The following is a 25,402-nucleotide window of genomic DNA, read 5'->3' as shown; positions in this document are numbered from 1 at the left end:
AAATTCTCGCTACTGCACCATCTAAACATTGACTACCCGACGATACCGCGCTTGTATTATTGTGTAAATTCCATAGGCAACCAAACCTAACGCCACAATACCCAAAAGCCATGCTCCATTCGGCTGTTGCGCTAACGTCTGTAATACTTCATCCAAACCTTCTGCTGTAGCGGCGTTCGACTGTCTTGCTGCTTCGATTAAAAACCAACCGATAATACAAAATACTATACCCCGTGCCGCTAAACCAAATCTGGAAATCCTCATTACCCATTGGGCTTCTTTGTTGCTTAACTCAGTTAAATTCAGTTCTTTACGAAATTTAGCGCTAAAAGCTTGATAAAACTGATAAAAACCTAGAGCAATTATCAATACCCCCACAGTTCCAACTAACCATTGACCAAAGGGTTGAGAAAGCAAACGTGCTGTCCAGTTTTCAGTAGAATCACTACTATTTTTAGCGCTGCCTGTACCCATAACGATTTGCACAGCACTTAAGGCTAAACTTGCATAAATCAAGCCATTAACTGCGTAACCAATTCGCACTGCCAAACCTTTGGCATCATTACCTTTATTTTCTGGGTCTTTAATTGCCTGTACAAAACGCCAGATTACGTATCCAATCAAGCCAATTGCAACTAAAGCCAGCAAAAATTTACCAAATGGCTGGTTGACGATTGTTTGGAGAGCGCCTTGGGTATCAGTTGTTTTACCACCCGTGCCAAAAGCCACCTGTGCCGCCAGTAGTCCAACTATACCGTAAACGACTCCCTTGGAAACATAGCCAAATCGTCCCAGTCGCTCAACCCACAATGAAGCATGGTTTGTCAACTGTTGTGTCATGGTAGTTGGGGAGAATTATAATGTCTACCTTTTACCAAAATTTACTCACGATTCACATCTATCTCAGGGCAAATTGTCTAACTTTTTGCAAAAAATCACTATCGTAATACTGTCTTTTAATAGATGTGAGTCTGCTTAAAATCATATTACACTTATTAAGTACAGTATTCTTATTTAGTATTTTTTAATGCTTAATTTGGATTAATTATGTCTCTAATAGAAAGTTCTTGTAAACACGAATATATAACTAGCAATGGGGTAAAACTACACTACGTTACCCAAGGTGAAGGCCCTTTAATGTTGATGCTGCACGGGTTTCCTGAATTTTGGTACTCTTGGCGGCATCAAATACCAGAGTTTGCCCAAGATTTTAAAGTCGTCGCCATTGATTTGCGTGGCTACAACGATAGTGATAAACCAAATGAGCAATCAGCTTATGTAATGGATGAATTTATCAAAGATGTTGAGGGAGTAATTAAAGGATTAGGATACCAAAAATGTGTTTTAGTTGGACATGATTGGGGTGGTGCGATCGCTTGGAATTTTGCATACACTCACCCCGAAATGGTAGAGCGATTAATTATTCTTAACCTTCCTCATCCTGCCAAATTTAGTCAAGGCTTACGCACTCTTCAACAGTTGCAGCGTAGTTACTATATCTTCCTCTTCCAACTACCGTGGATACCAGAAGTATTCTTACAATCTTCAGACTACCAAGCAATTGAAACAATTTTTAAAGGTACAGCAGTTAACAAGAGTGCTTTCACTAAAGCGGATATTGACGCATATAAAGATGCTGCTGCCAAACGCGGTGCCCTTACAGCAATGTTGAACTACTACCGCAATGTTTTTCAACAGAGAATTCTAAATCCAAACTGGGGTATTTTGGAAGTGCCAACACTGATGATTTGGGGAGAAGATGACACTGCACTTGGCAAGGAACTAACCTACGACACCGCAGCCTATGTCAGAGATTTTCAACTTAAGTATATTCCTAATTGTGGCCATTGGGTACAGCAAGAACAGCCTGAATTGGTTAATCAGTATATGCGAGAATTTCTTTATGAAGACTTAAGCTAAATTAGATAATTTAAGAAGTATAAATACTTATAAAATCAGCATTATGACGAATTGTACAAGCTTTCAAAAAGATTTAATAGTGATTTAATATTGGCAATTTTTGCCGAATTATCGTCTAAAAATCGCCAAAATCAGAATCAATAGCATTTGTGACATTATTTTTATTCTTGTTTCATATCACAACTAAGTTATCAGGAGATAGATTGACCTTACGAAATTTAGTGAGATAATAGAATCGTGAGGGACAGAACGGACGCAACTTGATTATTTAAGGGGGAAAATTATGAAACTCCAGCTATTAGCGGCCATGGCCTTAGCAACTCCCCTATTTTTCACTAGCTCGGTTAGAGCCGAGAATCCGCAGGACTTACAAAAGCTGCTTTCAACTGGGGAATGTATCCAGTGTGATCTGTCAGGAGCTAACCTCAGTGGCGCTCATCTAATTGGTGCTGACTTGAGAGGCTCGAAGCTCCAAGGAGCCAACCTTGTAGGAGCTAACCTCGAAGGTGCTGATTTAACTGGTGCAAACTTGGCAGGTGCTAATCTAACATCCGCTTATGTAACCAATGTGAATTTGAAGCAAACAAATCTTAACGGAGTAAATTTTACTCGCGCTACGATTCACGATTCTAATGTGTATAAAGCATCAATGAATGATCTCAATCTCACTGATGCCGAAATATTTAACACTGGAATCGGTATTGGTGGAGAAGATGCCGAAATTCCCGATTGGGACTAGGCTGAACTAAGTTGGCAGGTTAAAATAAACACAACATAGGTTTTTGCGGGTTTTAAATCAGAGAAACTGGTTTTTTTGCCAGCATTATCCCTAATATCTGCCTCTAAAAAAATATTAAGATCAATGAAACCCCTCTGCCTTGTAATTATTTTGCTATAACGAAGGCGGAGGGGGTTTCTTATTGGGATTTGGGATTGAGCCGATATCCACTTAATAAAAGTACAATATATTCTGAAAAGCTCTCTTAAAACTCAATACGGTTTATTTAAGGCTAAAAACTAAACCTGGCGTAGGTTGGGTTGAGGAACGTAGACCCTTTCGCAGAGCGTCTCGTAGAGAAAGGGCTTCTCGTTCGCGTAGCGTCTTCGACAGGAAAAGAGTAACCCAACATTATCAAGGCTTTGTTGGGTTTCGCTATTGCTTAACCCAAGCGTATTGTCCTAAAACTAGCTTTCAGGATTCTTGTTGGAAGAATTGGCTTTGTGAAAGACCCGAAACGCAGATGAATATTCAGACGAATTGCAAAAATGAGGATATTGGTAACTTATCAAGTTGCCTATACCCTCACGTAGATAAATTAAGTTTTTGTAGTAGCGTATAAGTCTAGGTTAGTGCCTGAGCAACTGCTGCCGAAAGTGATTCATTTGCTGCTTGCTTCAACAATTCGGCTTTATCGGTCTGTTCCCAAGGCAAGTCTAAATCAGCCCGCCCAAAATGACCGTAAGCCGCGACGTCCTGATAAAAACGTCCGCCTCGTTCACTTGGTAAGTTGCGTAAGTTGAAGGTATGGATAATCCCCGCCGGACGCAGTTCAAAGTGCTGATTGATTAATTCTAGTAAGGTTTCTTCATCCACTTTGCCGGTGCCAAAGGTATCGACTAGGATACTTGTTGGTCGCGCTACGCCAATCGCATAAGATAGCTGGATTTCAACTTTTTCTGCCAACCCGGCAGCGACAATATTTTTCGCGACATAACGAGCCGCGTATGCAGCAGAACGGTCTACCTTTGTGGGGTCTTTGCCGGAAAAAGCGCCGCCACCATGTCGTGAATAACCACCGTAGGTATCAACGATTATTTTCCGTCCTGTCAGACCAGAATCTCCCTGAGGGCCACCAACGACAAATTTGCCAGTGGGGTTGACTAAAAAACGTGTTTCCTGATTAGGCTTAACGTCAATATCGCCAAAAACAGGTTCGACCACTGCTGACCAGAGGTCTTGTTTTATTTTGGCTTGTACAGCTGCCTCATCTGTTATTTCCCCAATACTAGCTGTATGCTGGGTGGAAATTAGAATAGTATCAATACCTACAGGGCGTCCATCTTCGTAAGCCACAGTCACTTGGGTTTTGCCGTCAGGACGCAGGTATGACAATTCACCTGTTTTGCGGACTGCTGCCAATCGGCGAGCAATGCGGTGAGCGAGACTGATGGGTAAGGGCATCAGTTCTGGTGTTTCGTTGCTGGCAAAACCAAACATTATACCTTGATCGCCCGCACCAATTTTGTCGAATAGTTCATCACTATCTTGCTGGCGGGTTTCTTGAGCGGTGTTAACGCCCTGGGCAATATCGGGTGATTGTTCGTCTAAAGCCAGTAGAACACTGGTGCTGTTAGCAGAAAAGCCATTGTCAGCATTGGTATAACCAATTTCGGCAATTTTTTTGCGGGCGAGATTGACGAAATTTACGTTGGCTTTGGTGGTTATTTCACCAGTGATTAGCACTAAACCAGTATTAACTACTACTTCAGCGGCAACACGGCTGCTGGGGTCTTGTGTCAGTAGGGCATCCAGAATGGTATCAGAAATCTGATCGCAGATTTTATCTGGATGACCTTCGGTGACTGACTCGGAGGTAAATAAATATCGACGAGACAAAGGAAATTCCTCCTGACTTGAGTTTTTTAGCTGACTAAATGTGGTATTTAGATCAACTAGCTAATTTATGAAATGATAACAATATTTATACTTCACTAGTTAGTATCTGATTGATATTGATAAAAACCGCTAATTATAAGGTAAGTATCTGTAAATAAGATAAATGTATGCTAATTATTTTGTGGAGAAAATGTATTTAATAACACAAAAAAATGGGGACACCCGGAAGCGCCCCCACAAGCTTTGACACAAACACTGCTGCTTTAAACCTGAACCGCTAACTTTGCTTCTGTAGCTGTCAACCGCTCATAGGCAGCACGCATCTTCAAACCTGTAAGCACTTGGAAGAAACCAGTACCATTGTTGGAACCTGGATACTCGCGGTGCTGGAGTAACAAGTGAGTCAATTCACCCTGATATTTGGTGGATGTATTGCTGAGATGGGTTTCGATATAAATGACTTCTTCCAAGTTGTCAAATTGACCATCCACCTCTAGTACTGAGACATAGCGTCCGTAGTAAACATCGGAACCATAGTATAGTTGCATACCAGGATAAGAACAGGTCAATTTGCGTCCACAGGGAGTCCAATTAATTGTTGACCCTTCATCAAATAGGTAGGTTGGATCAAAGCCTTCCTTACCTTCCCGCTGAAGCATACGTACCCTTAAGACTCTACGCTCCGTATCGTTTTTGATCAAGTTCGTGGGTAATACCTGAAGAACCACATCGGCAAATTCTCTTTGTGGTTCGATAAACTTTTCAAAGTCAGGTTTGCGGGAATTGATTTGCGCTAAAACATCTTCGTAGCGATGACCGCGTTCAGCCATATCTCGCTGGATTTTCCAGGCAATTTTGACCTCATCGCTAATGTCAAAATAAACACTGAAGTCGATTAGCGATCGCACCCGCTCATCATATAAAGGATGCAGCCCTTCAACAACTATAATGTGATTCGGCTCTACCCGCTCTGGCGGGTCAATCAAGCCAGTTTCATGGTTGTAAATCGGCTTATCAATCGCTTGACCACTTTTGAGCGCTTTAATTTGCTCATACATCAGATCAAAATTGTTCGCCCTGGGGTCTAATGCCGTTATCCCAGTTTCTTTACGTTGTTTGCGATCCAGGGAATGATAGTCATCCAAACAGATAACTGTCATTAAATCTTCACCAAACAAATCTATCAAACGACGCAAAAACGTAGATTTCCCGCACCCAGAGTCTCCGGCTACTCCAATCAGTACCACGCGTTCCGGCTTACTTGTCATAAATCTCCTCTAAAATACTAAAATTGTGTCAATATTTTTTCACACAGCAGATTCTGAAGCCAGGAGTTTACCCCTTTGGTTTATCCTGCGTTCTTGCTACCTAGCACAGCTATAAGACACCAAGCGAGCGTGTAGGCAACAAAGTAATTAAGTTGCTACTCGTCGGACTAGGCTGAATGTTGGTGCCGGTAAGTATTTAATCCTAGTGGTATATTTGATTTTAACAGAAGGGGGTATCCCATACAAGATTGCTGTCAAGAAGAATTAGCATGGTTCATCAATCATTTTTTTGTTAATTTAGTTGTTAATTTAAAAATGGGGATCAACACCGCTCATGAGTGTTGCGCTTCTCTGATTCTGCTACTTGTGACTCTATATAATCAAGTCTATAAGGTATAATTTGTTGTTGTAGCGAATTTTTTGACCTTCCTAAATTGTAATTCCGGTTCGACAATGCTTATATATATTCAAAGCAAAAATCTATCCAAGGAATGAGCCAACAACTTGCATTGGTCAAATTATTCGCTGTAAATTTATGAATATGCTCAAATAGAAGCGTTGGCGTTATGGCAAAGCACTGAATAGAGGTTGACAGATTTTTCACATCAAGTGAAACTAATTACAGTTGCTTAAATCACGGTTCTCTCTGTCGTTATGTTTGTAGCTGAATTTGTCAGAGTCATGTAATTCCCATAGACAGGTCATAAATATAGCTAACAAAATTTCGGGAGGGCAGTAAATTTTGAGAAGTAAAACCAATCGGAAGAAAACTTTCCGAGATTGGCATTCTCTGATTTAAGTCCTTGGAGTAGACAAGCACAACGGCAACTTTTGGAGGTAAACTAAGCGGTAGCTTCTACCAATCAAGTTAGTATTCCTATCAATATCTGCTATTGTTCATTTGCTTGTTGAGTAGTAAGGTAAAAAGCTATCTCTCTAATCCAGGTGGTAGTTAACAAAAAAAAGATTAAATTGACTCATTATTAACATTCTCCCAAGAACTTATCCTTTACCTTAGAAGGTGAACAGGTGTGTTTTTTGCTATGCCTGCATGTCTTTGGTGAGTGTACTTAGCAAGGCATTAATTTAATGATGCCTTTTTCTCAGAGAGCCAGTTTTGTGAAACGAAAATCCGGTAAACTAAAGCTGGCATGGGATGGGAATAGTTTTTTTTTGAAAAACGGTTAAGTAAATTATCGGAGTGGTAGAACGAATGTACAATCAAGGTGCTGTTGAGGGTGCTGCCAACACAGAATTAGGTAGCCGCATCTTCCTTTATGAAGTGGTGGGTTTGCGTCAGAGCGAAGAAACTGATCAAACTAACTACCCAATTCGGAAAAGTGGCAGTGTGTTCATCAGAGTGCCTTACAACCGCATGAATCAAGAAATGCGACGTATCACTCGTCTAGGCGGCACAATTGTTAGCATCCAGCCAGTAACTGGTCTAGAGCCAGTTAATGGTAAAGCCTCACTTGAGAATGCTACAAGCGTTGTCAGCGAGTTAGCGACATCTGAGGAAACTGCTGACAGTGAAGGGAATGGTAAAGCCACACCTGTAAAAGCTGATAGTGAAACCAAAGGTTTCGCTAAAACACCTGCTGAAGAACAGCTCAAGAACAAGGACAAGAAAGGCAACACCATGACTCAAGCGAAAGCCAAAAAAGACCACGGTGACGTTCCTGTTAACACTTACCGGCCCAATGCTCCGTTTATTGGTAAGGTAGTATCTAATGAACCACTAGTCAAAAAAGGTGGTATTGGTATTGTTCAACACCTCAAATTTGACATTTCCGCAGGTGATTTGAAGTATATAGAAGGTCAAAGTATTGGGATTATTCCCCCAGGATTAGACAAGAACGGCAAGCCGGAAAAACTTAGACTCTATTCCATCGCTTCAACTCGTCATGGCGATGATGTGGATGATAAGACAGTATCACTGTGCGTCCGCCAGTTGGAATACAAGCACCCAGAAACTGGTGAAACAGTCTACGGTGTTTGCTCTACCCACCTGTGTTTCTTAGAACCAGGGGCAGAGGTAAAAATTACCGGGCCTGTGGGTAAGGAAATGCTGTTACCCAATGATCCTGATGCTAATGTGATCATGATGGCAACCGGAACAGGTATTGCCCCTATGCGAGCTTACCTCTGGCGTCAGTTTAAAGATGCAGAAAGAGCAGCAAACCCAGATTACCAATTTAAAGGATTCTCTTGGCTAATATTTGGTGTGCCCACAACTCCAAACCTTTTATATAAGGAAGAACTGGAAGAAATTCAACAAAAATATCCTGAGAACTTCCGCCTCACTCCTGCCATCAGCCGCGAACAAAAAAATCCTCAAGGCGGTAGAATGTATATCCAAGACCGCGTAGCAGAACATGCTGATGAATTGTGGCAATTGATTAAAAATGAAAAAACCCACACCTACATCTGCGGTTTGCGAGGTATGGAAGAAGGTATTGATGCAGCCTTAACAACTGCTGCTGCGAAAGAAGGCGTAACCTGGAGTGTTTACCAGAAGGAACTCAAGAAAGCCCATCGCTGGCACGTAGAAACCTATTAAGTGCTGAGTGCTGAGTGCTGAGTGCTGAGTTTTGAGTTCTAAGTTATGAAGTAGAAACTTATTAAGTGCTGAGTGCTGAGTTCTAAGTTATCAATGAGTAGGGTGGGCAATGCTCACCCTACAATTGTTTTGTTATGAATATTGTAAATAGCTGAGGAAAGAGTTCTCAGTTCTGAAGGGTAAAGTACTAAATAATACTTGTTACTACTCAGCACTCAGCACTCAGCACTCAGCACTAAAAAATAAATTGGGTGCAAAATTTGTGGGTGTGAAACTAGGAATACTGGGATTAGGCACCGTGGGAACGGGAACAGTGCAGTTGTTGCAAGATAGCGCTGGGCGTCACCCATTGTTGCAAGAGATAGAAATCTATCGGGTGGGAGTGCGATCGCTCGATAAACCCCGTGCAGTAGAATTGTCTACGGAAATGTTAACCACAGATTTAGATTCTATTGTCAACGATCCAGCAGTAGATATAGTTGTCGAGGTGATGGGCGGACTAGAGCCGGCGCGATCGCTAATTCTCAAAGCTTTAAGTAATGGCAAGCATGTAGTCACCGCCAATAAAGCAGCGATCGCCCGCTTTGGGGCGGAAATTTTCACAACTGCCAATCAAGCAGGCGTCTACGTCATGCTAGAAGCGGCTGTGGGTGGTGGGATTCCGGTGATTCAACCCTTGAAGCAGTCTTTAAGTGTTAACCGCATTCATACTGTAACGGGCATCGTGAACGGTACAACAAACTACATTCTGACGCGGATGCAAACAGAAGGTAGTAACTTCAATGATGTCTTAGCTGATGCCCAGCGTTTAGGTTATGCTGAGGCTGACCCCACAGCTGATGTCGATGGCTTAGACGCAGGCGATAAAATTGCTATCCTCGCATCATTAGGCTTTGGTGGACGGATCAACCTAGAAGATGTTTATACCGAGGGGATTCGGCAAGTCAGCAAGACAGATATTGCCTACGCCGAAAAATTGGGATTTGTGATTAAATTGTTAGCGATCGCTAAACGTGATACTCCCTCATCTCCCCTTTCCGTCAGAGTTCATCCTACCTTAGTACCGCAAGCCCATCCTTTGGCTAGCATCAACGGCGTTTACAATGCCATTCTTGTCGAAGGAGAACCAATTGGGCAAGTAATGTTTTTTGGTCCCGGTGCTGGTGCTGGTGCAACCGCCAGTGCTGTCACATCGGATATTTTGAATTTAGTTGCTGTCCTCAAAACCAATACAGCAGTTGCAAATCCCTTATTAACTTGTGGACATCAAGAATACTGCCAAATTGCGCCGATGGCAGAATTGATAACTCGGTTTTACGCCCGTTTCCTCACCAATGACCAGCCTGGAGTTATCGGTAAATTGGGTACTTGCTTTGGCAATTATGGCGTTAGCTTAGAGTCAATTGTCCAAACTGGCTTTCAAGGGGAACTTGCAGAGATTGTGGTTGTTACCCATGATGTGCGAGAAGGTAATTTTCGGCAAGCTTTGGCAGAAATTCGTGATTTGTCAGCAATTGAAAGCATTCCTAGCTTACTGCGTGTACTTTGAGATTAGTCGGGAGTGAAGCTCGTCAACTTGCTTTGCTCCAATTTTTAATTACCCCAAAGGATTCTTAGCTGCGAGTAAAACTTGGTTAAGTACGCAAGCTAAACTAAAAAATAAACTTCACCCCAGCGCGAGGCTAGACCTATGACCTCTGCAACCGACCCATCCACCGCCCTCACTCCTTTCCCCGATCATACGCAGCTACCAGAGTCAGACGGTACTTTCGTGAAAAATTGGCAAGAGCATCCCCAAAGCATCTTACTCACTGACTCGATTACACCTATCCTTAAACAATTACATCCTGAAGGTGAATATTGTATAGGTCAGGACTTAGGTATTTACTGGCGCTTGACAGATCCGCCAGAAAGAGGAGCAGAAGCACCAGATTGGTTTTATGTAGGAAATGTACCGCCCTTGCTCGATGGACAAACGCGGAGGTCTTATGTACTGTGGCAAGAATTTATTGCCCCCCTAATTGCCTTGGAATTTGTTTCTGGGGATGGTAGTGAAGAACGAGATAAAACTCCTTGGCAGGGGAAATTTTGGATTTATGAGCAAGTAATTCATCCGGCTTTTTATGGCATTTATGAAGTGAATAAAGCCAATGTAGAAGTTTATGAATTAATTGGTGGACAATATCAGTTATTAGCAGCAAATGAACGCGGACATTATCCGATTACGCGCTTGGGAGTTGAGTTAGGTATTTGGCAAGGAGTTTATCAAAATGCGGAATTACCTTGGCTGCGCTGGTGGGATTTGCAGGGTAATTTGTTGTTGACTGGTGATGAAAGAGCCGATCGCTTGACTGCTCAATTGCGATCGCTCGGAGTGGAACCAGAAGTCTAATATTTTTGGACTATAGAGGTGCTTAGACGCGCAGTAGTTTGTCGTTTGACATAGCTCTGACTTTACTGGGGGCGATCGCACCAATTTTTGATTTCGCTGGGAAAGGTAAATAAGTAATAGACTAGGTACGTAGAGACGCGAAATTTTGCGTCTCTGTCATTTTGCGAGATAGTAGGATTGAAATACGCCAGTTAAAAAGCCCCATTTGCTGATGTAGTAACACCAAGCATCACTAATAACTGAGTGAACAAACAAGTGTTAATACTAAGGAGTAAGCGCTGTGACAGATTTGAGTAACTACAATGCAGAATTAGCTGATGAAGAAACTTTAGAAGAACAAGATCAAGAGGAAAAAGTTACTTTCCAATATGATCCTGACAAAATTAACATTGTAACTAGGGAACCAACAATAGAGTTATTGCTTAAAAGAATCAATGAAGAAGCCCTTGATTTAGCACCTGATTTCCAACGTCATGCGGATATATGGAAAGAAGATGCCCAAAGCAGGCTTATAGAATCTATTATTATCCGCATCCCCATACCAGCATTTTATGTAGATGCTACTAATGAAGATAAATGGTTAGTAGTCGATGGTTTACAGCGTCTATTTGCACTGAAGCGCTTTATTCTCGACAAAAAACTCAAACTATCTGGATTAGAATATCTTACAAATTTAGAAGGTAAAACCTACGATCAAATTGATCGCAGATACCAACGCCGTCTTGAAGAAACTCAACTAACAGTATATCTGATCGAAAAAGGCACACCTCCAGAAATTAAATATAATATTTTCAAACGTATTAATACAGGAGGTGAAGCTTTATCACCTCAAGAATTACGCCATGCTCTTAATCCCGGTAAGGGAACAAAGTTTTTAACTAAACTTGCTGCATATCCAAAATTCCAAGAGGTAGTTAAACTTGGAGATGACAGGATAATGCGTATGGATGATCGGGAATTTATATTAGGTTTCTTAGCTTTTACTTTGACTCATTATAAAGATTATGCCGACAACAGAGATACTTTTTTAACGAAAGCGCTATCTAAGACAAATAAGCTCTCTGAAACTGAGCTACATAACATTGAAAATAATTTTAAAAGAACAATTCTAGCTAGCGAGAACATCTTTGGTAAAGATGCATTTCGGAAAATATCTAATTCTCAGAAAAGAAAGTTTCCTATAAATAAAGCTCTATTTGAATCTTGGTCAGTACTTCTGAGTAAATTGAGTGATGAACAAATACAAGTTTTAATAGATAGAAAACAAAAGTTGATTGATATATTTAAGACATATATAGACAATGACAAATACTTTTTAGAATCTATATCTCAGGCTGCTGAGAAAGTACAGTATAGATTTAGTACTATAGAAAAAATAATTCAGGAAGTACTTCTATGATTGATTCCTTGACACTCACAAATTTTAAGCCTTTTCAAAATCAACCCCTTACATTTAGGCCACTTACATTTTTATCTGGACTTAACAGTACTGGGAAGTCTTCTGTTTTACAAGCATTGTTATTATTAAGGCAATCTTATCAAAAAGGTTTACTATCGGAAAAAGGCTTAGTACTCAATGGAGATTTAATTAATATTGGTACAGCTAAAGATGCGATTTTTGAAGGTGCATCTAAACAAGAACAACTAGTATTTGAAATACTTTGGGAAAATGGTACTAAAAGTATATGGAAATTTAAAAATGAAGAAGAAGATGTAGGAGCTAATTTTTTATACTTGACTTCGGAGTATGTAGATGAACAAGTATATCACTTATCCAGTCTTTTTAACCAAAATTTTCATTACATTGAGGCAGAGCGTATAGGGCCAAGAGCATTTAATCAAATGTCATAGTACTCGCTTCAGAACCTGATACACTAATTCTAGTTGAAAACCCAGAGGCTCATCTTCATCCTAGAGGGCAGACAAAAATGGGTGAATTGTTAGCACTGGCTGCTAGTTGTGGTGTTCAAGTGGTGATAGAAACTCATAGCGATCATGTTTTAAACGGAATTCGGCTTGCAGTTCATAGCGGAAAACTTGAGCCAGAAGATGTCCAGTTGCACTATTTCCAGCGCCAAGAAAAACAAGGACAGATTTTTACTGAAGTAGTTTCACCACGCATTGATCGGAATGGCAGAATTGATCGATGGCCTGATGGATTCTTTGATGAGTGGGAAAAGAATTTAATCACCTTACTAAAACCAAGGGATGTTTAACACATGGACTTGGAGCTGACTTTTCACGGGATGTGGAAAAGGGGATTGGTTCGCGACAATCTATCGCGAACCAATCCTTTAAACTTAAGACGATTTGCGTCCTCTAATATAAGGTGCTTGTAGTGTAGTATTTTGGGGTGCAAATGAAACTATTAGAAGCGAACCCGTACCGCAATTGTGATTTTGGTGACAAACGTCTAACCAACAGAGCAGTGATAATTGCGGAGGCTTTAAAAGTAAAATATGGTGAGCCTCTATCGCAAATATTTCAAAGCGCTAGTGACCTAAAACGTGGTTACGAATTCTTTTCTAACCCCAAAACAACCTTTGATAAATTGACCCAGCCATCTTTTAAACAGACTTCTAAGCAGATTTATGGCATACCAATAGTATTAGCTGTAGGTGATACAACTTATCTTGATTACAAAAAAATATTAGAAAAAAGAGATGATTATGGGCCTACAGGTAATGGTGGGAACGGGCTAATTTTACATAGTTCTTTAGCACTAGACCCAGACTTTGGTCAGCCACTAGGACTATTATGGGAGAAATTGTGGCATCGACAACACAAAGCATCTCCATCACCAGGGGAAACATCTACGGCAAAAAAGAAGCGGTTAAAAAAAGAACGTTTAATCGCCAAGAATAGAGCTTTTAAGGAGAAAGAATCTTATCGATGGGTTGAAGCTTTTCAAAAAGTCAACAAATTATTTAATGGTTTAGAAATGCCTGATGGTGGACTACTCACGAGAGTGATTCATGTCTTTGACCGTGAAGGAGATATTGCAGAAGTATTCGCACTTCAACGTAAAAATAAAAATACAGGTGTAGTTGTCAGAGCCGCTCACAATCGTTGCTTAGAAGGAGAAAACTCTTATTTATGGGAGTATGTAACATCCCAAAAAGTGCAGTTTGTAAAAGAGGTTGAATTACCTGAAACTAAAAAGCGAAAAGAAAGAACTGCAACTTTAGAAATCAGGTATTGTCCAGTATCAATAAATCCTCCTTCTCGATTAAAAAAGTCAGGTAATTTTAACGTTTACGCACTCTTTGCGACAGAGATTAATGTGCCAGACGGATGCGAACCAGTTATGTGGATGCTACTGACAAGCGAGTTAGTAACAACACAGGCAGAAGCATCTCAAATCCTTCGGTGGTATACGTATCGCTGGCGGATAGAAGAGTATCACAAAATACTAAAATCTGGCTGTAAAGCGGAAAGTTACCGCTTGGCAGGGGAGAGTATGTCAACAATGTTAGGTTTTTTTAACAGTGATTGCGGCACAATTACTGCGAATGACTTATTTACACCGGAATTCCCCGCACAGTTCAGCAGAATTGGTGTTAACAAAAATACAAATGGACGTGCTACTTGCTAGTACTCCACCCAAACAAAAAAAGCTCCTAGAGCTTACAGTTGACTGGGCAATTAGAGCAATTGCACGTCTCGGCGGATACCTAGAACATAGGAAGAGTAGCCCTATTGGGATACAAGTTTTGTGGCGAGGTTGGTTGGAATTAGAAACCTTGTGCCAAGGTTGGTTGCTACATGAAAATCTAAAATGAGTATATTGATTTTAGTTACTCAACAAAGTTATAGAGGAATATGGTTCGCGACAAGCAGTCGCGAATCGCGGAATGTTGATTTTATGCCGAAAGACCGGAAAACTATAGCCCAAGAGGATTTACAATCGCGCATAGACAAAGTTATCGACATGTTGGAGCGTCTTGAAAAAGAAGTCGCTGCCATACACAATTCAATGCCTGTTGCGCCACCACGTTGTAGAATAGCTCGTTAACAAGCATTGGGGCGCAAAGAATTTTATTGGTACTATAAACTACATGCTACAACAGCAATATTTCCGACTCGGAGTGATGGCAAGCTTTCCAAGTACAAGCATTTAGGTAAGGCTGGTAGTCAAACTTACATAGATGCCATTGAACAAATTACTGCCAGGACTAGAATCGAAGCTTTAGATCGTTCAATTGAGGCTCTCAGACAGGGTTTAAAAGATTTAGTTGAAGAAACTTCCAAATATAATAAAGAATAGGAAGTGGTTCGCGATAATTTATCGCGAACCAATCTTTCTTTTCCACATCCCGTGAAAAGTCAGGTCCTGATAATGTGCATCGTATCTTTAGTTTCCACCTAAGAATGACTGGTGCAGGGGCTTGGCGGCTTCATTTTTCTGAAGAATTAGGGCCAGCTAAAATTCTCATTGGGTACATTGGGCCAAAAATCCAATAATCTTAAAGCTAATTAGAAAAAGCGATCGCCTACGCTTGCTAAACTAAAAAACAACCCCTACTCCTGCAAAGGTAGTCTTATGACCTCTGCAACCGACCCATCCACCGCGCTGACCCCGTTTCCTGACCATACACAGCTTCCTGAGTCTGACGGTACATTCGTGAAAAACTTTCAGGAACATCCCCAAAGCATCCTCCTAACAGACTCGATTAAACCGATATTGCAAAAACGTCATCCTGATGGACAATACTGTATTGGTCAAGATAGCGGTATCTACTGGCGAATAACTGACCCCCCAGAAAAAGGCGCAGAAGCACCCGACTGGTTTTATGTAGGGAACGTACCACCTACTTTGGATGGGCAAACGCGCAGGTCTTATGTATTATGGCGAGAGTTTATTGCCCCATTGATTGCATTGGAATTTGTTTCTGGGGATGGTAGTCAGGAGCGAGATAAAACTCCGTGGAAGGGGAAATTTTGGATTTATGAACAGGTGATTCGTCCTCCCTTCTACGGCATTTATGAAGTGAATAAAGCCAGTGTAGAAGTTTATGAATTAATTGGTGGACAATATCAGTTATTGACAGCAAATGAACGCGGACATTATCTCATACATCCTTTAGGGGTTGAGTTAGGGATTTGGCAGGGACAATATCAAAATATGGAATTACCTTGGCTACGCTGGTGGGATTTGCAAGGTAATTTGTTGTTGACTGGTGAGGAGAGAGCCGATCGCTTGACTGCTCAATTGCGATCGCTTGGCGTTGAACCAGAAGCCTAATATTTTTGGATTGTGCCATACACACAAAAAGCACTATATGAGCCACACAATTGATTGCAAGGCTCAGATAGTCGAGGTTTTAGTTATCGAACAGAATTCAGGAGTCAGGAGTCAGAATTCAGAAATGTTTTCTGTATGACTGGCGTCTGAATAATCGGCGTTTTTGCACCCCACCAAATTTTCAAGTTGGTGGTGCAACAAGAAAGTCGCGGGTCTGAATCCCCGACTTATTTATTCTGACTCCTGAATTCTGACTTCTGAATTCTTCTTCAATTCATTTTTTCAAAACTACATGGAAAGAATTTAAATACCCAGTAATGGTTTTAGCTAATGTCTTCTGCTGTTTTTTTGTAGTTATTGCCATTACTTGATATAATCTTCCTTCAGCAACATACATTCTACTTTTAGTGATTTTCCCTCCAGAATTGATGTACTCAATTTCTTTGCCAGGATGATTATTGGAACTACGAATGTTTCGTTGACTAATTAAATTACTTTTCGTAGTTTTTAAAGCCATATCCCGCGCATTATTCAGTACAGCTTGGGGGTCAGCCATTTCACCGTAACTATAAGGAAAATCATTGTAAGCAACTATGTATGCTACTTGCTGTTTTGGTGGTTCAGCGACAAATATTTCTAAGGTAATTTCCCCCATATAAGTTTTTTGGTATTCGGTGTTTCTGTTGGGACTTCCTGGCATCAAAATAGTAAAACGCCCATCTGGAGGGGTATATAACTTCCATTGTGGCTGCACAGGTTTAGAGACGGTTGGTTTGACAACAGCCACCGGGGTTTTGGGTTGACGCGCTTCCACGAGAATAGAACCACCACAGACAAAGGTGGCGGCGATTAATGGCAACAGACTTTTAATTGTCATATTTTTTGCCTTTTGAGATGCTGATCTTACTGATGATGCCAGCTGTTATAACCTAGCAGCACATAAAGCAGCACCTATTAGCCCCACTTGCGGGTTGAGGATAATATACACGGGTATCTCTTCAAGGAGGCGGCGCATCCTGCCTTTTTGAGTGAAGTTTAATAAGAAACCGCTGTTTTCAATTAACGGTAGGATTTTGGGTGCAATTCCACCAGCGATGTATAAGCCACCATAAGGTAAGAGTTTCAGGGCAAGATTGCCGGCTTCTGCACCATAAGCGTCTATAAATAATTGCAAGGTTTGTTCCGAAAGGCGATCGCGTTTTTGTAGTGCAGCTGTACCAATAGCAGCACCAGGATCGACACTTTTCTCTTCTTGTCCCGCTTCTTGTTCCCAAGTTCTCACAACTTGGGCAATATCTGGAGATTCGGCGGCAAATTTGCGATCGCGCAAAAATTGGTAAATTGCCACAATTCCCATTCCAGAAACCACGCGTTCCACAGAAATGCGCTGGATATCATGTTTATCCAGTAGGTATTTTAACAGTTGAAACTCGATCTCGTTTCGAGGGGCGAAGTCAGCGTGTCCACCTTCTGAGGGAAAGACTTGATAGTAGTTTCCCTGTCTAATTAAAAATCCTTGTCCTAAGCCAGTACCAGCACCAATAATTGCAATGGGGGTTTCGGGTTGAGATTTGCCAACTTGCAACGTCAGTAAGTCTTGTTTTTGTAAACCTAAAATGCCATAGCCAACGGCAGCGAAGTCGTTAATTAAAGAAATTTGCGGGATACCCAATTCTTGTTGTAGACGTTCGGTATCCAAGAACCAGACTAAATTGGTCAGTTTGGCAGTATTTTTGACAATGGGCCCTGCGATCGCAAAACAAGCCTTTTCTGGTATGGGTGTATTAGCTTTGACCAAAAACTGCTGCACTATGGGCACTAAATCGGGAAAATCAGCACTGTGATAACTTTCCTGATAAATAGTATGTAAAGCTGGTGAATCTGATGTTTCAACCAATCGCAGAATAGTTTTCGTACCGCCAATGTCTCCTGCTAGTAACAATGTCATAGAAATTATTCGCGAAATTACTTTATTTGTAGGATATACCCAACCTAGCAGAAGCTATGAACACAAATCCCGATCAGAGATTTAAGCAAATCGAATCACTTCTTCTATGTGGGTTAAATGGGAAGTATCTCCCTTTAGTTCTAATAACCATTCTGGATCTTCGCGTACCACTTTTACCAGGGAACATAGAGAAGCTTTAACTTCTGTTTTGGCAATTTCCCCCACTAGTCCCATTGCCCCGCCCAACACAGATGCGCCATGTGCCACTAGCAGGATATCCTGCGGGAAGAACTCAGTAGCTAAACATCTGGCAGTTTGCCCAGAACGTTCTCGCACTTTTTCGTGAGTTTCAGGATATTTGGCGGCGATGCGCGAAGTATAGCTAGTGTCAATTCTGGGGAATAATTTTGCTAACGCTGGAGTTGAGAGTTTTTCGGGTTCTTCTGTCATCCAAACTGGGTTTAGCCATTCACTCAAACCTGTTTCGAGTTTGATCGGCAAATTGAGTATTTCTGCAACTGCGTTTGCTGTTTGTACGGTTCTCAGGAAAGGAGAAGCGAAAATATGGCCAATATTTTCTTTTTTCAAACGTTTAGCTAATTGCTGTGCCTGCACCATACCATCATCAGACAATGGCGGATCATAGCGTCGTTCGGCGGTGAGAAACCAATCGGGGTTTACGAAATCGAGGCGGTTAGCGTGTCTTGCTATCCAGACTATTTGACTCATAGGTTTAATTATTCCGGTGAATAGAATTCGCCGCTAAACAAATATATAGATATCTGCAAGGAGGGCTGCAAATATTAATATATGACAAAAATCGTAATAATATTTAATAATATTAATGATTAGGAAAAGTTATAAATGCTGTCAATGTAGTTTTTATTAAAGCCTTTTTAGCCAACTCTCTAAAGCAATATCGACTATAGTAATCTGCCGAAATGTTTAAGATTGCAATAGTTATACTTTGCTTATAGCCTTTTTAGCCATTTTTCTAAAGCTACATCAACTAATCCATTTAGAGAATCATAGCGATCAAATTTATATGTATTAAGTCTTCCACCCCCGATAACATGGCTAAATTCATTTACATCAATTTCTAGTAATTTCCTTTCCTCGTATGCTAAAGGTTCCGAGTTATTAAGTTTCCTAGCTATTCTGTTTCTATCTTTAGAATGTTGGATCATGTCTTTATATCCTTTATGATCCTTATAACCTTTATTTGCTGCTATTTCATTCATTATTTTTAATCGATTTGAAAGTGTCTTTTTGGATAAATTCATCTTTGCACCAATTCCACTTGGTACATATCCCTCTAACAAAGCATTGTCTTGCCAATCTGTCCAAATCCTTGCTCTACTTATGCGATCGCTACTATTATTTTTTAAACCTAACCATAAAAATATAATTGGTATTCCTTTACTATCAAAGTAAAACTCAGCGCAGAATTTACTTGTTTTACTATTACCATTTCCATATCGTAAACTAACAGCAGAAGAAATTTCTTCCATCCGTTTATCAAAGCTAAGAACCTTTTGACGAATTTTTAATATTCCTTCTTGTTGTTCAGAAGAGCATTTAGCTAGACGGATAATCAGACCTCTAGAAGGTGGAGGTATATCTTCATTTCTCTCTCTGTTCTCATGAGGAATTTCTATTTTTGAAACCTTATCTAAATCTAAATCTTTTATTTGGAAATAGTAGTTAAACTCGTCTGCTAAAATAGTGAATTCAAAAAACATGATAGCTAAATGATGATATTTTTTGTCTATAAAATTATCTCTATGAAAATTAGGCTTAATTGCTATTAATTTAATAGGTTGTTGATAGTCTATTTCGTCTTCTAAAGGTTTTACTTCCTGTAAAGCGTCATAATATCGAGTTAGCTGCTGAACAATATATCTATCTTCAGCATTTTTCAATTCCAACACCACTAACTGTTTATTTTCCCTCAATGCTAAAATATCGCAAATTTGACCATTAACATAATATTGTCGCTTTAGCGGAATTAATCCGAAAAGTTCCTTTAAATTAGCCCACACAAAATCTTCTAAATCAGCTTCAGTCGCAAATTTACAACTATTTCCCGTTTTTATTAAATTCACGAAATCCATTATCTCGCTCTGACTTTAGTAAATTACTATCTTTAGTATTCCCAAAGCTAGAGAAGAACTTATACAATTGTTTACAACTTCAACCATCCAATTAGTTGTCCTACGGTTAATTGAAAACCGTTAACTAACTTATAATATTCTCTGGCAATGGTTCATCAAAATCATCGGGTACAATAAACTCTCCTGCACAGAGTCCGAATGGTCTAGATAGATCAGGTGCTTTTACCGTCGGTTTAATTTCAGCAATTGGCTTTACACCACGTATAATTATAAGAGTTTCTCCAGCTTCAACGCGCTGAAGGTAGCCTAATAAGTCACGTTTTATTTCATCGACACTAATCCAGTTCATAAGAATTTTATTGGATTATTACTCTACTATAATCATCACCCTAAATAAGCTTTTTTAACTCGTTCATCACTAATTAATTCTGATGCTGCACCTGTTAAAGTTATAGAACCAGCTTCTAAAACATAACCGCGATCAGCAATTTGCAGCGCCAGATTCGCGTTTTGTTCAACTAACAAAATAGTCACGCCTGTAGCCCGGAGATTTTCAATAATTGAGAAGATTTCCCGGACGATCGCAGGTGCTAAACCTAAGCTAGGCTCATCTAAAAGTAATAGTTGTGGTTTACTCATGACAGCCCGTGCGATCGCTAACATTTGTTGTTCGCCACCGCTAAGGGTTCCTGCTAGTTGATTACGTCTTTGCGATAAACGTGGAAATAACTCAAATTGGCGCTGAATATCTGCTTTTATCTCAGCTTGATTGGAGCGAATATAAGCACCCAAAAGTAAGTTATCAAATACTGTTTGCCGCGTTAATACTCTGCGTCCTTCAGGACAATGAGCGATACCAAGTTGTACAACTTCGTGAGTTTGGCGGCGGGTAATATTATGTCCATTATAAATAATTACGCCACTCTTAGGATTAACTATTTTAGATATAGCTCGGAGTGTAGTAGTTTTACCAGCACCATTAGCACCAATTAAAGTAACTACTTCGCCTTTTTGAATAATTAAATTAATCTTTTTCAGAGCTTGGATGCCGCCATAATTAACATCAAGTTCTTGAACTTCTAAAATTGTATAGTTTGGTCTACTATCGGATTTCATCGGCGGTTTACATCCAGAAATGTTGATTCAAAACCTAACATACATCAATCCTACATTTCTTAAAACAGTGCGTAGGCTTACCCCATCGTAGACATTGCTTCATCTTAAAAACCAACGCCAGAATACTGCAATGTTTATGATGCACCATTAATTACTGATAAAGATTTGAACCTCACACGACTCAAAGTCGCGTGATTCCTGCTTCAACGATCTGTGCCTGAATTGCTCCAGGTCTTACAAGTTCTCCACAGGCGTTTAGAACCTCCGGGATACCCACGGCGGCTACGCCAGGTGCTTTATGCCGGGAGACCCGTCCACCGCACTGGCTCATTAATCTCAATCCCTCGCCCAATATGTTCCGCGCGGCGTTTACGTCTCTCAAGTTGTAACTACTACATTGTGGACAAGACCATTCCCGCAGCTTTAAATCTTTAACTAATGGGTTAACAAAACCACAACAGTTACAAGTCTGAGATGAGGGATAAAATGTACCAACTTTCTGCACGATTCTGTCATGCCACAAAGCTTTGTATTCAAGCATAGCAACAAACTTTGACCAGCTAGCGTCTGAAATACTCAGGGCTAACTTATGGTTTTTCACCATGTTGGCAACTTGCAAATCTTCAATACAGATAACGCTGTTTTTCTTGATTAAACGAGTAGACAGTTTGTGCAGAAAATCATCTCTTAAATTCGTAATCCGTTCGCAGATACGAGCCAGCTTGATTTTCGCTTTGACTCGATTACTACTACCTTTTACACTACGAGATAGTTTTTTGTGGCATGAGCGTAACTTACGAGTTTGAGTTCTGTAATACTTCGGATTATCTACAACTTCACCATCTCTGGTAACAAGATATGACTTAATTCCCAAATCTAAGCCAATATTTTTTGTGACTTGGGAGTATTTTTCTATCTCTGTTTCACACAGAATACTAGCAATATATTTACCAGATGAAGTGCGACTAATGGTAACATTTACAAGCTTTCCGATAATGTCCTGAGATTTATGAAACCTTACCCAACCTAGTTTCGGAAGCTTTAAACGATTCTCTATTACCTGAATGTTGCCGTTGGTCAAGTTGGTTTTGTAAGACTGTTTGCACCCATACTTCTTTTTAAACTTAGGAAAACCTACACCTTTCTTCCCTTTCACTTTTTTGAAGTCAGCAAAAAAGTTTTTGTATGCTGTCTCTAAATTCTTGAGCGAGTTTTGGAGAGCAAACTTATCTACCTCTTGGAGCCATTCAATTTCTTTCTTTAGTACAGTTAGTTGCTGACTGCAAGTATTATAGTTTAAGGTTTTTTGCTCAGTATTATATACCTCTTTCTTGAGTGCCAAAAAGCGGTTGTACACATATCTGGCACAACCAATAGTCTTATTAATTAAGACTTCTTGATTGTGATTAGGAATTAGTGTAACTTGAAACGCTTTTTGCATTTCTCTAACAGATATTTTGCTCTGATAATCTTACCATAAGACGCACCCATCTCCTATTCTAAAAGAAATATGGAACGCCTAACTCATGACTTGAAGTCACGAGTGTGCGGCTTGCAGAAATCAAGCGTCTTGTGGCAAAAGCAGCAGATATTGGTAGCAAAAGACTAATTAATTTAGCTCCCGATGCATGGGTACAGTGGGTAACACAGCGTCCTGAAGTTGTGGCGAAAGAAATTCTCGGTTCTGAGTTTCAGTGGATTAGCCGGGAAACACATGTTTTGGTGAAGGCATACAGTCCCACTCATGGAGATTTTTTAGTATTAAATGAACTACAGTTGCGTTACACGGCACAGATGCCTCTACGGATGAGAGCATATACTGCCTTGGCACAAGAACGCTATCGACTGCCAACTTACCCAGTACTGGTTAACATTTTACCGCCCCCATCCACTTTAACGATTGTCAGTAGTTATGAGCAGGAATTTTTGGGATTACGTGCCATCCAAGATTATCGCGTGATTAATTTGTGGGAAATCGATGCTGAAATAGTCTTTCAGCAACCACTACCATCGTTGTTACCCTTTGTGCCAATCCTGCGAGGAGGGGGAGAGTTATCAGTTGTGCAACGGGCATTACAGGCGCTACGAGCAGATGTACAGTTAAACCAATTAGAATCATTGCTGGCATTTTTTGCTAGCTTTGTGTTAGATACGCCTTTAGTGCAACAAATCATGAGGTGGGATATGGCAGTATTGCGAGAATCGCCTTGATATCAGGAAATTGAGCAAAGAGGTATTCAGCTAGGTATTCAGCAAGGCGTTCAACAGGGGGCGCGACAGCAGTTAATCCGAGTATTGCGACGACGCTTTGGCGAAATTCCTCAAGAGGTAGAAGCAAGGCTTGAGAGCGAAAGTGTGGAACAATTAGAAACTTTAATGGATAGCGCGTTAGCGGAGCTTACCGGAGGTATCGCTGTGAGTTCTTTAGACGAATTCGTGCAAGTTTTGTTTACATAAATTCAATCATTTCCCAAATAAGCTTCAATTACAGCCGGATCATTTCTGACAACTGCGGGTTCACCCAAAGCAATTAATTGACCAAAATCTAATACAGCAATGCGATCGCACAAACCCATAACTAAGGGTACATGGTGTTCTATAAGGATGATCGTCAAATTGAAGCGATCGCGCAAGCTGCGAATAAATTCACTCAATTGCTGCTTTTCGTTGGGGTTCATCCCCGCCGCCGGTTCATCGAGAAGTAAAATTTGTGGTTGTAATGCTAAAGCACGGGCAATTTCCAGCCGCCGCTGATCACCGTAAGCAAAGTTTTTGGCTTTTTCGTCAGCGCGATCGCTTAATCCCACCAAATCCAATAAATCTAAAGCTTTCTGCTTAGTCTTCAATTCTTCACGAGGCGCTGGTGGTAATCCCAAAACACCTGTAATCATATTACTTTTGGTGTGTAAATGTCGGGCGATTATCACATTTTCTAACGCTGATAACTCCCCAAACAAGCGGATATTTTGGAAGGTACGGGCGATACCTAAAGCAGCAATTTGATGGGGACGCAGTTGGGAAATTGCAGCACCTTGATAAATTAATTGGCCGCTAGAAGGTGGAATGAAGGCAGTAATTAAATTAAACAGTGTTGTTTTGCCAGCACCATTAGGGCCAATCAGTCCAAAAATCTCATGTTTATTTACACTAAAAGATACATTATTTACCGCCACTAGACCACCAAAGCGGCGAGTCAATGCTCTTGCTTCTAAGACAATACTGCTGTTAGCTTCTGAAATAGTGTATGACATTTTTGCATATTTATTAATATATGAATAGTTCACTTTTGGCTTTTACGTCTTTGAAAAATATCTGGAGTAATTAGCCCTTGGGGGAAAAATATTGTACCTATTACTATTAGTAAGCCAAATATAATTAATCTCCCATCTCGCAAAAATTGTGCTAGCCAAGTAGGTAAACCACCAGTATCAGCGAGACTTCGCAGAATTTCTGGTAAGGCTGTAAATACCATACCTCCGACTACCGGCCCTAAAAAACTTCTTGAACCACCAATTAAAACAAAAGTTAAATATATAATACTGGCATCAAAAGTACCTTGACGAGCATTCCAGGTATTAAGGAAGTGGGCGCTAATTGCACCTACAATGCCTGCAAGCATAGCCCCTAATGTAAACGCCAAAACTTTGTAATAAGTGGGATTGATTCCCATTGCACCCGCAGCTAATTCATCTTCGCGGATAGCGATAAAAGCCCTTCCTACACGAATGCGTTCTAAACGATAAAGCAACACCATACTAATTAATAGTAATGGCAGAGCAATCCATAAATATTCAAGTTGTGTTTGGAAAGGTTGAGGAATACCAAAAATTCCGACAGCACCACCTGTAATATCTAGATTGAGGGAAATGACGCGCAGAACTTCCACAAAAGCGATAGTTGCGATCGCTAAATAAATTCCTCGCAATCTCAATGCTGGAATTCCCACCATTACGCCCAATAATCCAGAAATTACACCAGCAATTAACATCTCCAATAACAATAAGGGAATTGGAAATAAACTACTGCTAGATGTAAAAACTTTTGTGGATAAAATTGCTGCAATATACCCACCTAAAGCATAAAATCCTGGACTAGCTAAAGACAATTGTCCTGTCATTAGCGGTAAGTAAAGCGATAACCCTAGTAATGCCCCCAATACCATAGAGACAATCAAAGAAGCGTAAGTAGCGAAGAAATCAGCCATTTTATTTAATATATTTTG

25 protein-coding genes and 1 pseudogene are annotated in these 25,402 nt (G+C 40.4%); 14 read left to right on the top strand and 12 right to left on the bottom strand.

Annotation, left to right across the window (positions count from 1 at the left end):
* Window positions 1-21: 21 nt before the first annotated feature.
* The gene (locus HUN01_RS16970) at window positions 22-840 is read right to left on the bottom strand and encodes a DUF1206 domain-containing protein (protein WP_181932237.1); all 819 of its coding nucleotides are present in this window, start codon (window positions 838-840) and stop codon (window positions 22-24) included.
* 207 nt (window positions 841-1,047) lie between these two features.
* On the opposite strand from HUN01_RS16970, the gene HUN01_RS16965 reads away from it, so the two are divergent.
* Both HUN01_RS16965 and HUN01_RS16960 read left to right on the top strand, forming a co-directional pair.
* The gene (locus HUN01_RS16965; RefSeq protein WP_181932236.1) at window positions 1,048-1,920 is read left to right on the top strand and encodes an alpha/beta fold hydrolase; all 873 of its coding nucleotides are present in this window, start codon (window positions 1,048-1,050) and stop codon (window positions 1,918-1,920) included.
* A 283-nt stretch (window positions 1,921-2,203) separates the two neighbouring features.
* Complete coding sequence (locus tag HUN01_RS16960) at window positions 2,204-2,659, top strand: pentapeptide repeat-containing protein (RefSeq protein WP_069071538.1); 456 nt, start codon at window positions 2,204-2,206, stop codon at window positions 2,657-2,659.
* A 603-nt stretch (window positions 2,660-3,262) separates the two neighbouring features.
* Here the strand turns inward: HUN01_RS16960 and metK are convergent.
* Window positions 3,263-4,537, bottom strand: coding sequence for a methionine adenosyltransferase (gene metK / locus HUN01_RS16955; RefSeq protein WP_181932235.1), 1,275 nt, complete (start codon window positions 4,535-4,537; stop codon window positions 3,263-3,265).
* A gap of 263 nt (window positions 4,538-4,800) precedes the next feature.
* Window positions 4,801-5,805 carry a phosphoribulokinase gene (locus HUN01_RS16950; protein WP_181932234.1) on the bottom strand — a complete coding sequence of 335 codons (1,005 nt, stop codon included), beginning with the start codon at window positions 5,803-5,805 and terminating at the stop codon, window positions 4,801-4,803.
* Between the two features lie 1,213 nt (window positions 5,806-7,018).
* On the opposite strand from HUN01_RS16950, the gene petH reads away from it, so the two are divergent.
* The 11 genes from petH to HUN01_RS16910 all read left to right on the top strand — a co-directional run bounded on the left by petH (window position 7,019) and on the right by HUN01_RS16910 (window position 16,002).
* The gene (gene petH / locus HUN01_RS16945; RefSeq protein ID WP_181932233.1) at window positions 7,019-8,365 is read left to right on the top strand and encodes a ferredoxin--NADP reductase; all 1,347 of its coding nucleotides are present in this window, start codon (window positions 7,019-7,021) and stop codon (window positions 8,363-8,365) included.
* Between the two features lie 262 nt (window positions 8,366-8,627).
* A complete protein-coding gene (locus HUN01_RS16940; RefSeq protein ID WP_181932232.1) occupies window positions 8,628-9,914 on the top strand; it encodes a homoserine dehydrogenase in 1,287 nt (428 codons plus the stop codon).
* A gap of 141 nt (window positions 9,915-10,055) precedes the next feature.
* Window positions 10,056-10,757 carry a Uma2 family endonuclease gene (locus HUN01_RS16935; RefSeq protein WP_181932231.1) on the top strand — a complete coding sequence of 234 codons (702 nt, stop codon included), beginning with the start codon at window positions 10,056-10,058 and terminating at the stop codon, window positions 10,755-10,757.
* A gap of 280 nt (window positions 10,758-11,037) precedes the next feature.
* Entirely contained in the window at window positions 11,038-12,156 is a 1,119-nt protein-coding gene (locus HUN01_RS16930) for a DUF262 domain-containing protein (protein ID WP_181932230.1), read from the top strand.
* On the top strand, window positions 12,153-12,608 hold the full coding sequence (locus HUN01_RS36380; RefSeq protein WP_338044547.1) for an AAA family ATPase: 456 nt from the start codon (window positions 12,153-12,155) through the stop codon (window positions 12,606-12,608). The genes HUN01_RS16930 and HUN01_RS36380 overlap by 4 nt, the downstream gene beginning before the upstream one ends.
* On the top strand, window positions 12,605-12,973 hold the full coding sequence (locus tag HUN01_RS36375; RefSeq protein WP_338044553.1) for an AAA family ATPase: 369 nt from the start codon (window positions 12,605-12,607) through the stop codon (window positions 12,971-12,973). Before HUN01_RS36380 ends, HUN01_RS36375 begins: the two co-directional genes overlap by 4 nt.
* A 143-nt stretch (window positions 12,974-13,116) precedes the next feature.
* Window positions 13,117-14,352, top strand: coding sequence for an IS4 family transposase (locus HUN01_RS16920; protein WP_203219539.1), 1,236 nt, complete (start codon window positions 13,117-13,119; stop codon window positions 14,350-14,352).
* On the top strand, window positions 14,333-14,539 hold the full coding sequence (locus tag HUN01_RS36745) for a hypothetical protein (protein WP_203219538.1): 207 nt from the start codon (window positions 14,333-14,335) through the stop codon (window positions 14,537-14,539). Before HUN01_RS16920 ends, HUN01_RS36745 begins: the two co-directional genes overlap by 20 nt.
* 83 nt (window positions 14,540-14,622) lie before the next feature.
* Entirely contained in the window at window positions 14,623-14,772 is a 150-nt protein-coding gene (locus HUN01_RS35440; RefSeq protein WP_238845351.1) for a hypothetical protein, read from the top strand.
* Window positions 14,773-14,778: 6 nt separating this feature from the next.
* A complete protein-coding gene (locus HUN01_RS35435; RefSeq protein WP_238845348.1) occupies window positions 14,779-15,024 on the top strand; it encodes a hypothetical protein in 246 nt (81 codons plus the stop codon).
* A gap of 276 nt (window positions 15,025-15,300) precedes the next feature.
* Window positions 15,301-16,002: a Uma2 family endonuclease gene (locus tag HUN01_RS16910; RefSeq protein ID WP_181932229.1), complete on the top strand. Its 702-nt coding sequence runs from the start codon at window positions 15,301-15,303 to the stop codon at window positions 16,000-16,002.
* A 274-nt stretch (window positions 16,003-16,276) separates the two neighbouring features.
* Here HUN01_RS16910 and HUN01_RS16905 read toward each other — a convergent pair whose 3' ends face one another.
* The 7 genes from HUN01_RS16905 to tnpB form a co-directional block, all read right to left on the bottom strand.
* Complete coding sequence (locus HUN01_RS16905) at window positions 16,277-16,879, bottom strand: hypothetical protein (protein WP_181932228.1); 603 nt, start codon at window positions 16,877-16,879, stop codon at window positions 16,277-16,279.
* Between the two features lie 45 nt (window positions 16,880-16,924).
* Window positions 16,925-17,950 (bottom strand): glucokinase, encoded by a 1,026-nt coding sequence (locus HUN01_RS16900; protein ID WP_181932227.1) that lies wholly within the window; start codon window positions 17,948-17,950, stop codon window positions 16,925-16,927.
* A gap of 81 nt (window positions 17,951-18,031) precedes the next feature.
* Complete coding sequence (locus HUN01_RS16895) at window positions 18,032-18,679, bottom strand: histidine phosphatase family protein (RefSeq protein WP_181932226.1); 648 nt, start codon at window positions 18,677-18,679, stop codon at window positions 18,032-18,034.
* Between the two features lie 242 nt (window positions 18,680-18,921).
* Window positions 18,922-20,055 carry an endonuclease NucS domain-containing protein gene (locus HUN01_RS16890; RefSeq protein ID WP_181932225.1) on the bottom strand — a complete coding sequence of 378 codons (1,134 nt, stop codon included), beginning with the start codon at window positions 20,053-20,055 and terminating at the stop codon, window positions 18,922-18,924.
* A 133-nt stretch (window positions 20,056-20,188) separates the two neighbouring features.
* Window positions 20,189-20,413, bottom strand: a complete 225-nt coding sequence (locus HUN01_RS16885; RefSeq protein ID WP_181932224.1) for a type II toxin-antitoxin system Phd/YefM family antitoxin — start codon at window positions 20,411-20,413, stop codon at window positions 20,189-20,191.
* A 35-nt stretch (window positions 20,414-20,448) separates the two neighbouring features.
* Window positions 20,449-21,180 (bottom strand): ABC transporter ATP-binding protein, encoded by a 732-nt coding sequence (locus HUN01_RS16880; protein ID WP_181932223.1) that lies wholly within the window; start codon window positions 21,178-21,180, stop codon window positions 20,449-20,451.
* A gap of 181 nt (window positions 21,181-21,361) precedes the next feature.
* On the bottom strand, window positions 21,362-22,621 hold the full coding sequence (gene tnpB, locus HUN01_RS16875; RefSeq protein WP_181932222.1) for an IS200/IS605 family element RNA-guided endonuclease TnpB: 1,260 nt from the start codon (window positions 22,619-22,621) through the stop codon (window positions 21,362-21,364).
* 131 nt (window positions 22,622-22,752) lie between these two features.
* Here tnpB and HUN01_RS16870 point away from each other — a divergent pair.
* A pseudogene (locus HUN01_RS16870) lies at window positions 22,753-23,637 on the top strand (Rpn family recombination-promoting nuclease/putative transposase).
* A 2-nt stretch (window positions 23,638-23,639) separates the two neighbouring features.
* On the opposite strand, the gene HUN01_RS16865 reads toward HUN01_RS16870, so the two are convergent.
* Together HUN01_RS16865 and HUN01_RS16860 are read right to left on the bottom strand one after the other, a co-directional pair.
* Window positions 23,640-24,431, bottom strand: a complete 792-nt coding sequence (locus HUN01_RS16865; RefSeq protein ID WP_181932221.1) for an ABC transporter ATP-binding protein — start codon at window positions 24,429-24,431, stop codon at window positions 23,640-23,642.
* A gap of 29 nt (window positions 24,432-24,460) precedes the next feature.
* Window positions 24,461-25,384 (bottom strand): branched-chain amino acid ABC transporter permease, encoded by a 924-nt coding sequence (locus tag HUN01_RS16860; RefSeq protein WP_181932220.1) that lies wholly within the window; start codon window positions 25,382-25,384, stop codon window positions 24,461-24,463.
* Between the last annotated feature and the right edge of the window lie 18 nt (window positions 25,385-25,402).

This window comes from Nostoc edaphicum CCNP1411 (genome assembly GCF_014023275.1).
GTDB classification, from domain to species: Bacteria; Cyanobacteriota; Cyanobacteriia; order Cyanobacteriales; family Nostocaceae; genus Nostoc; species Nostoc edaphicum_A.
This window is presented reverse-complemented; position numbering and strand designations above follow the sequence as displayed.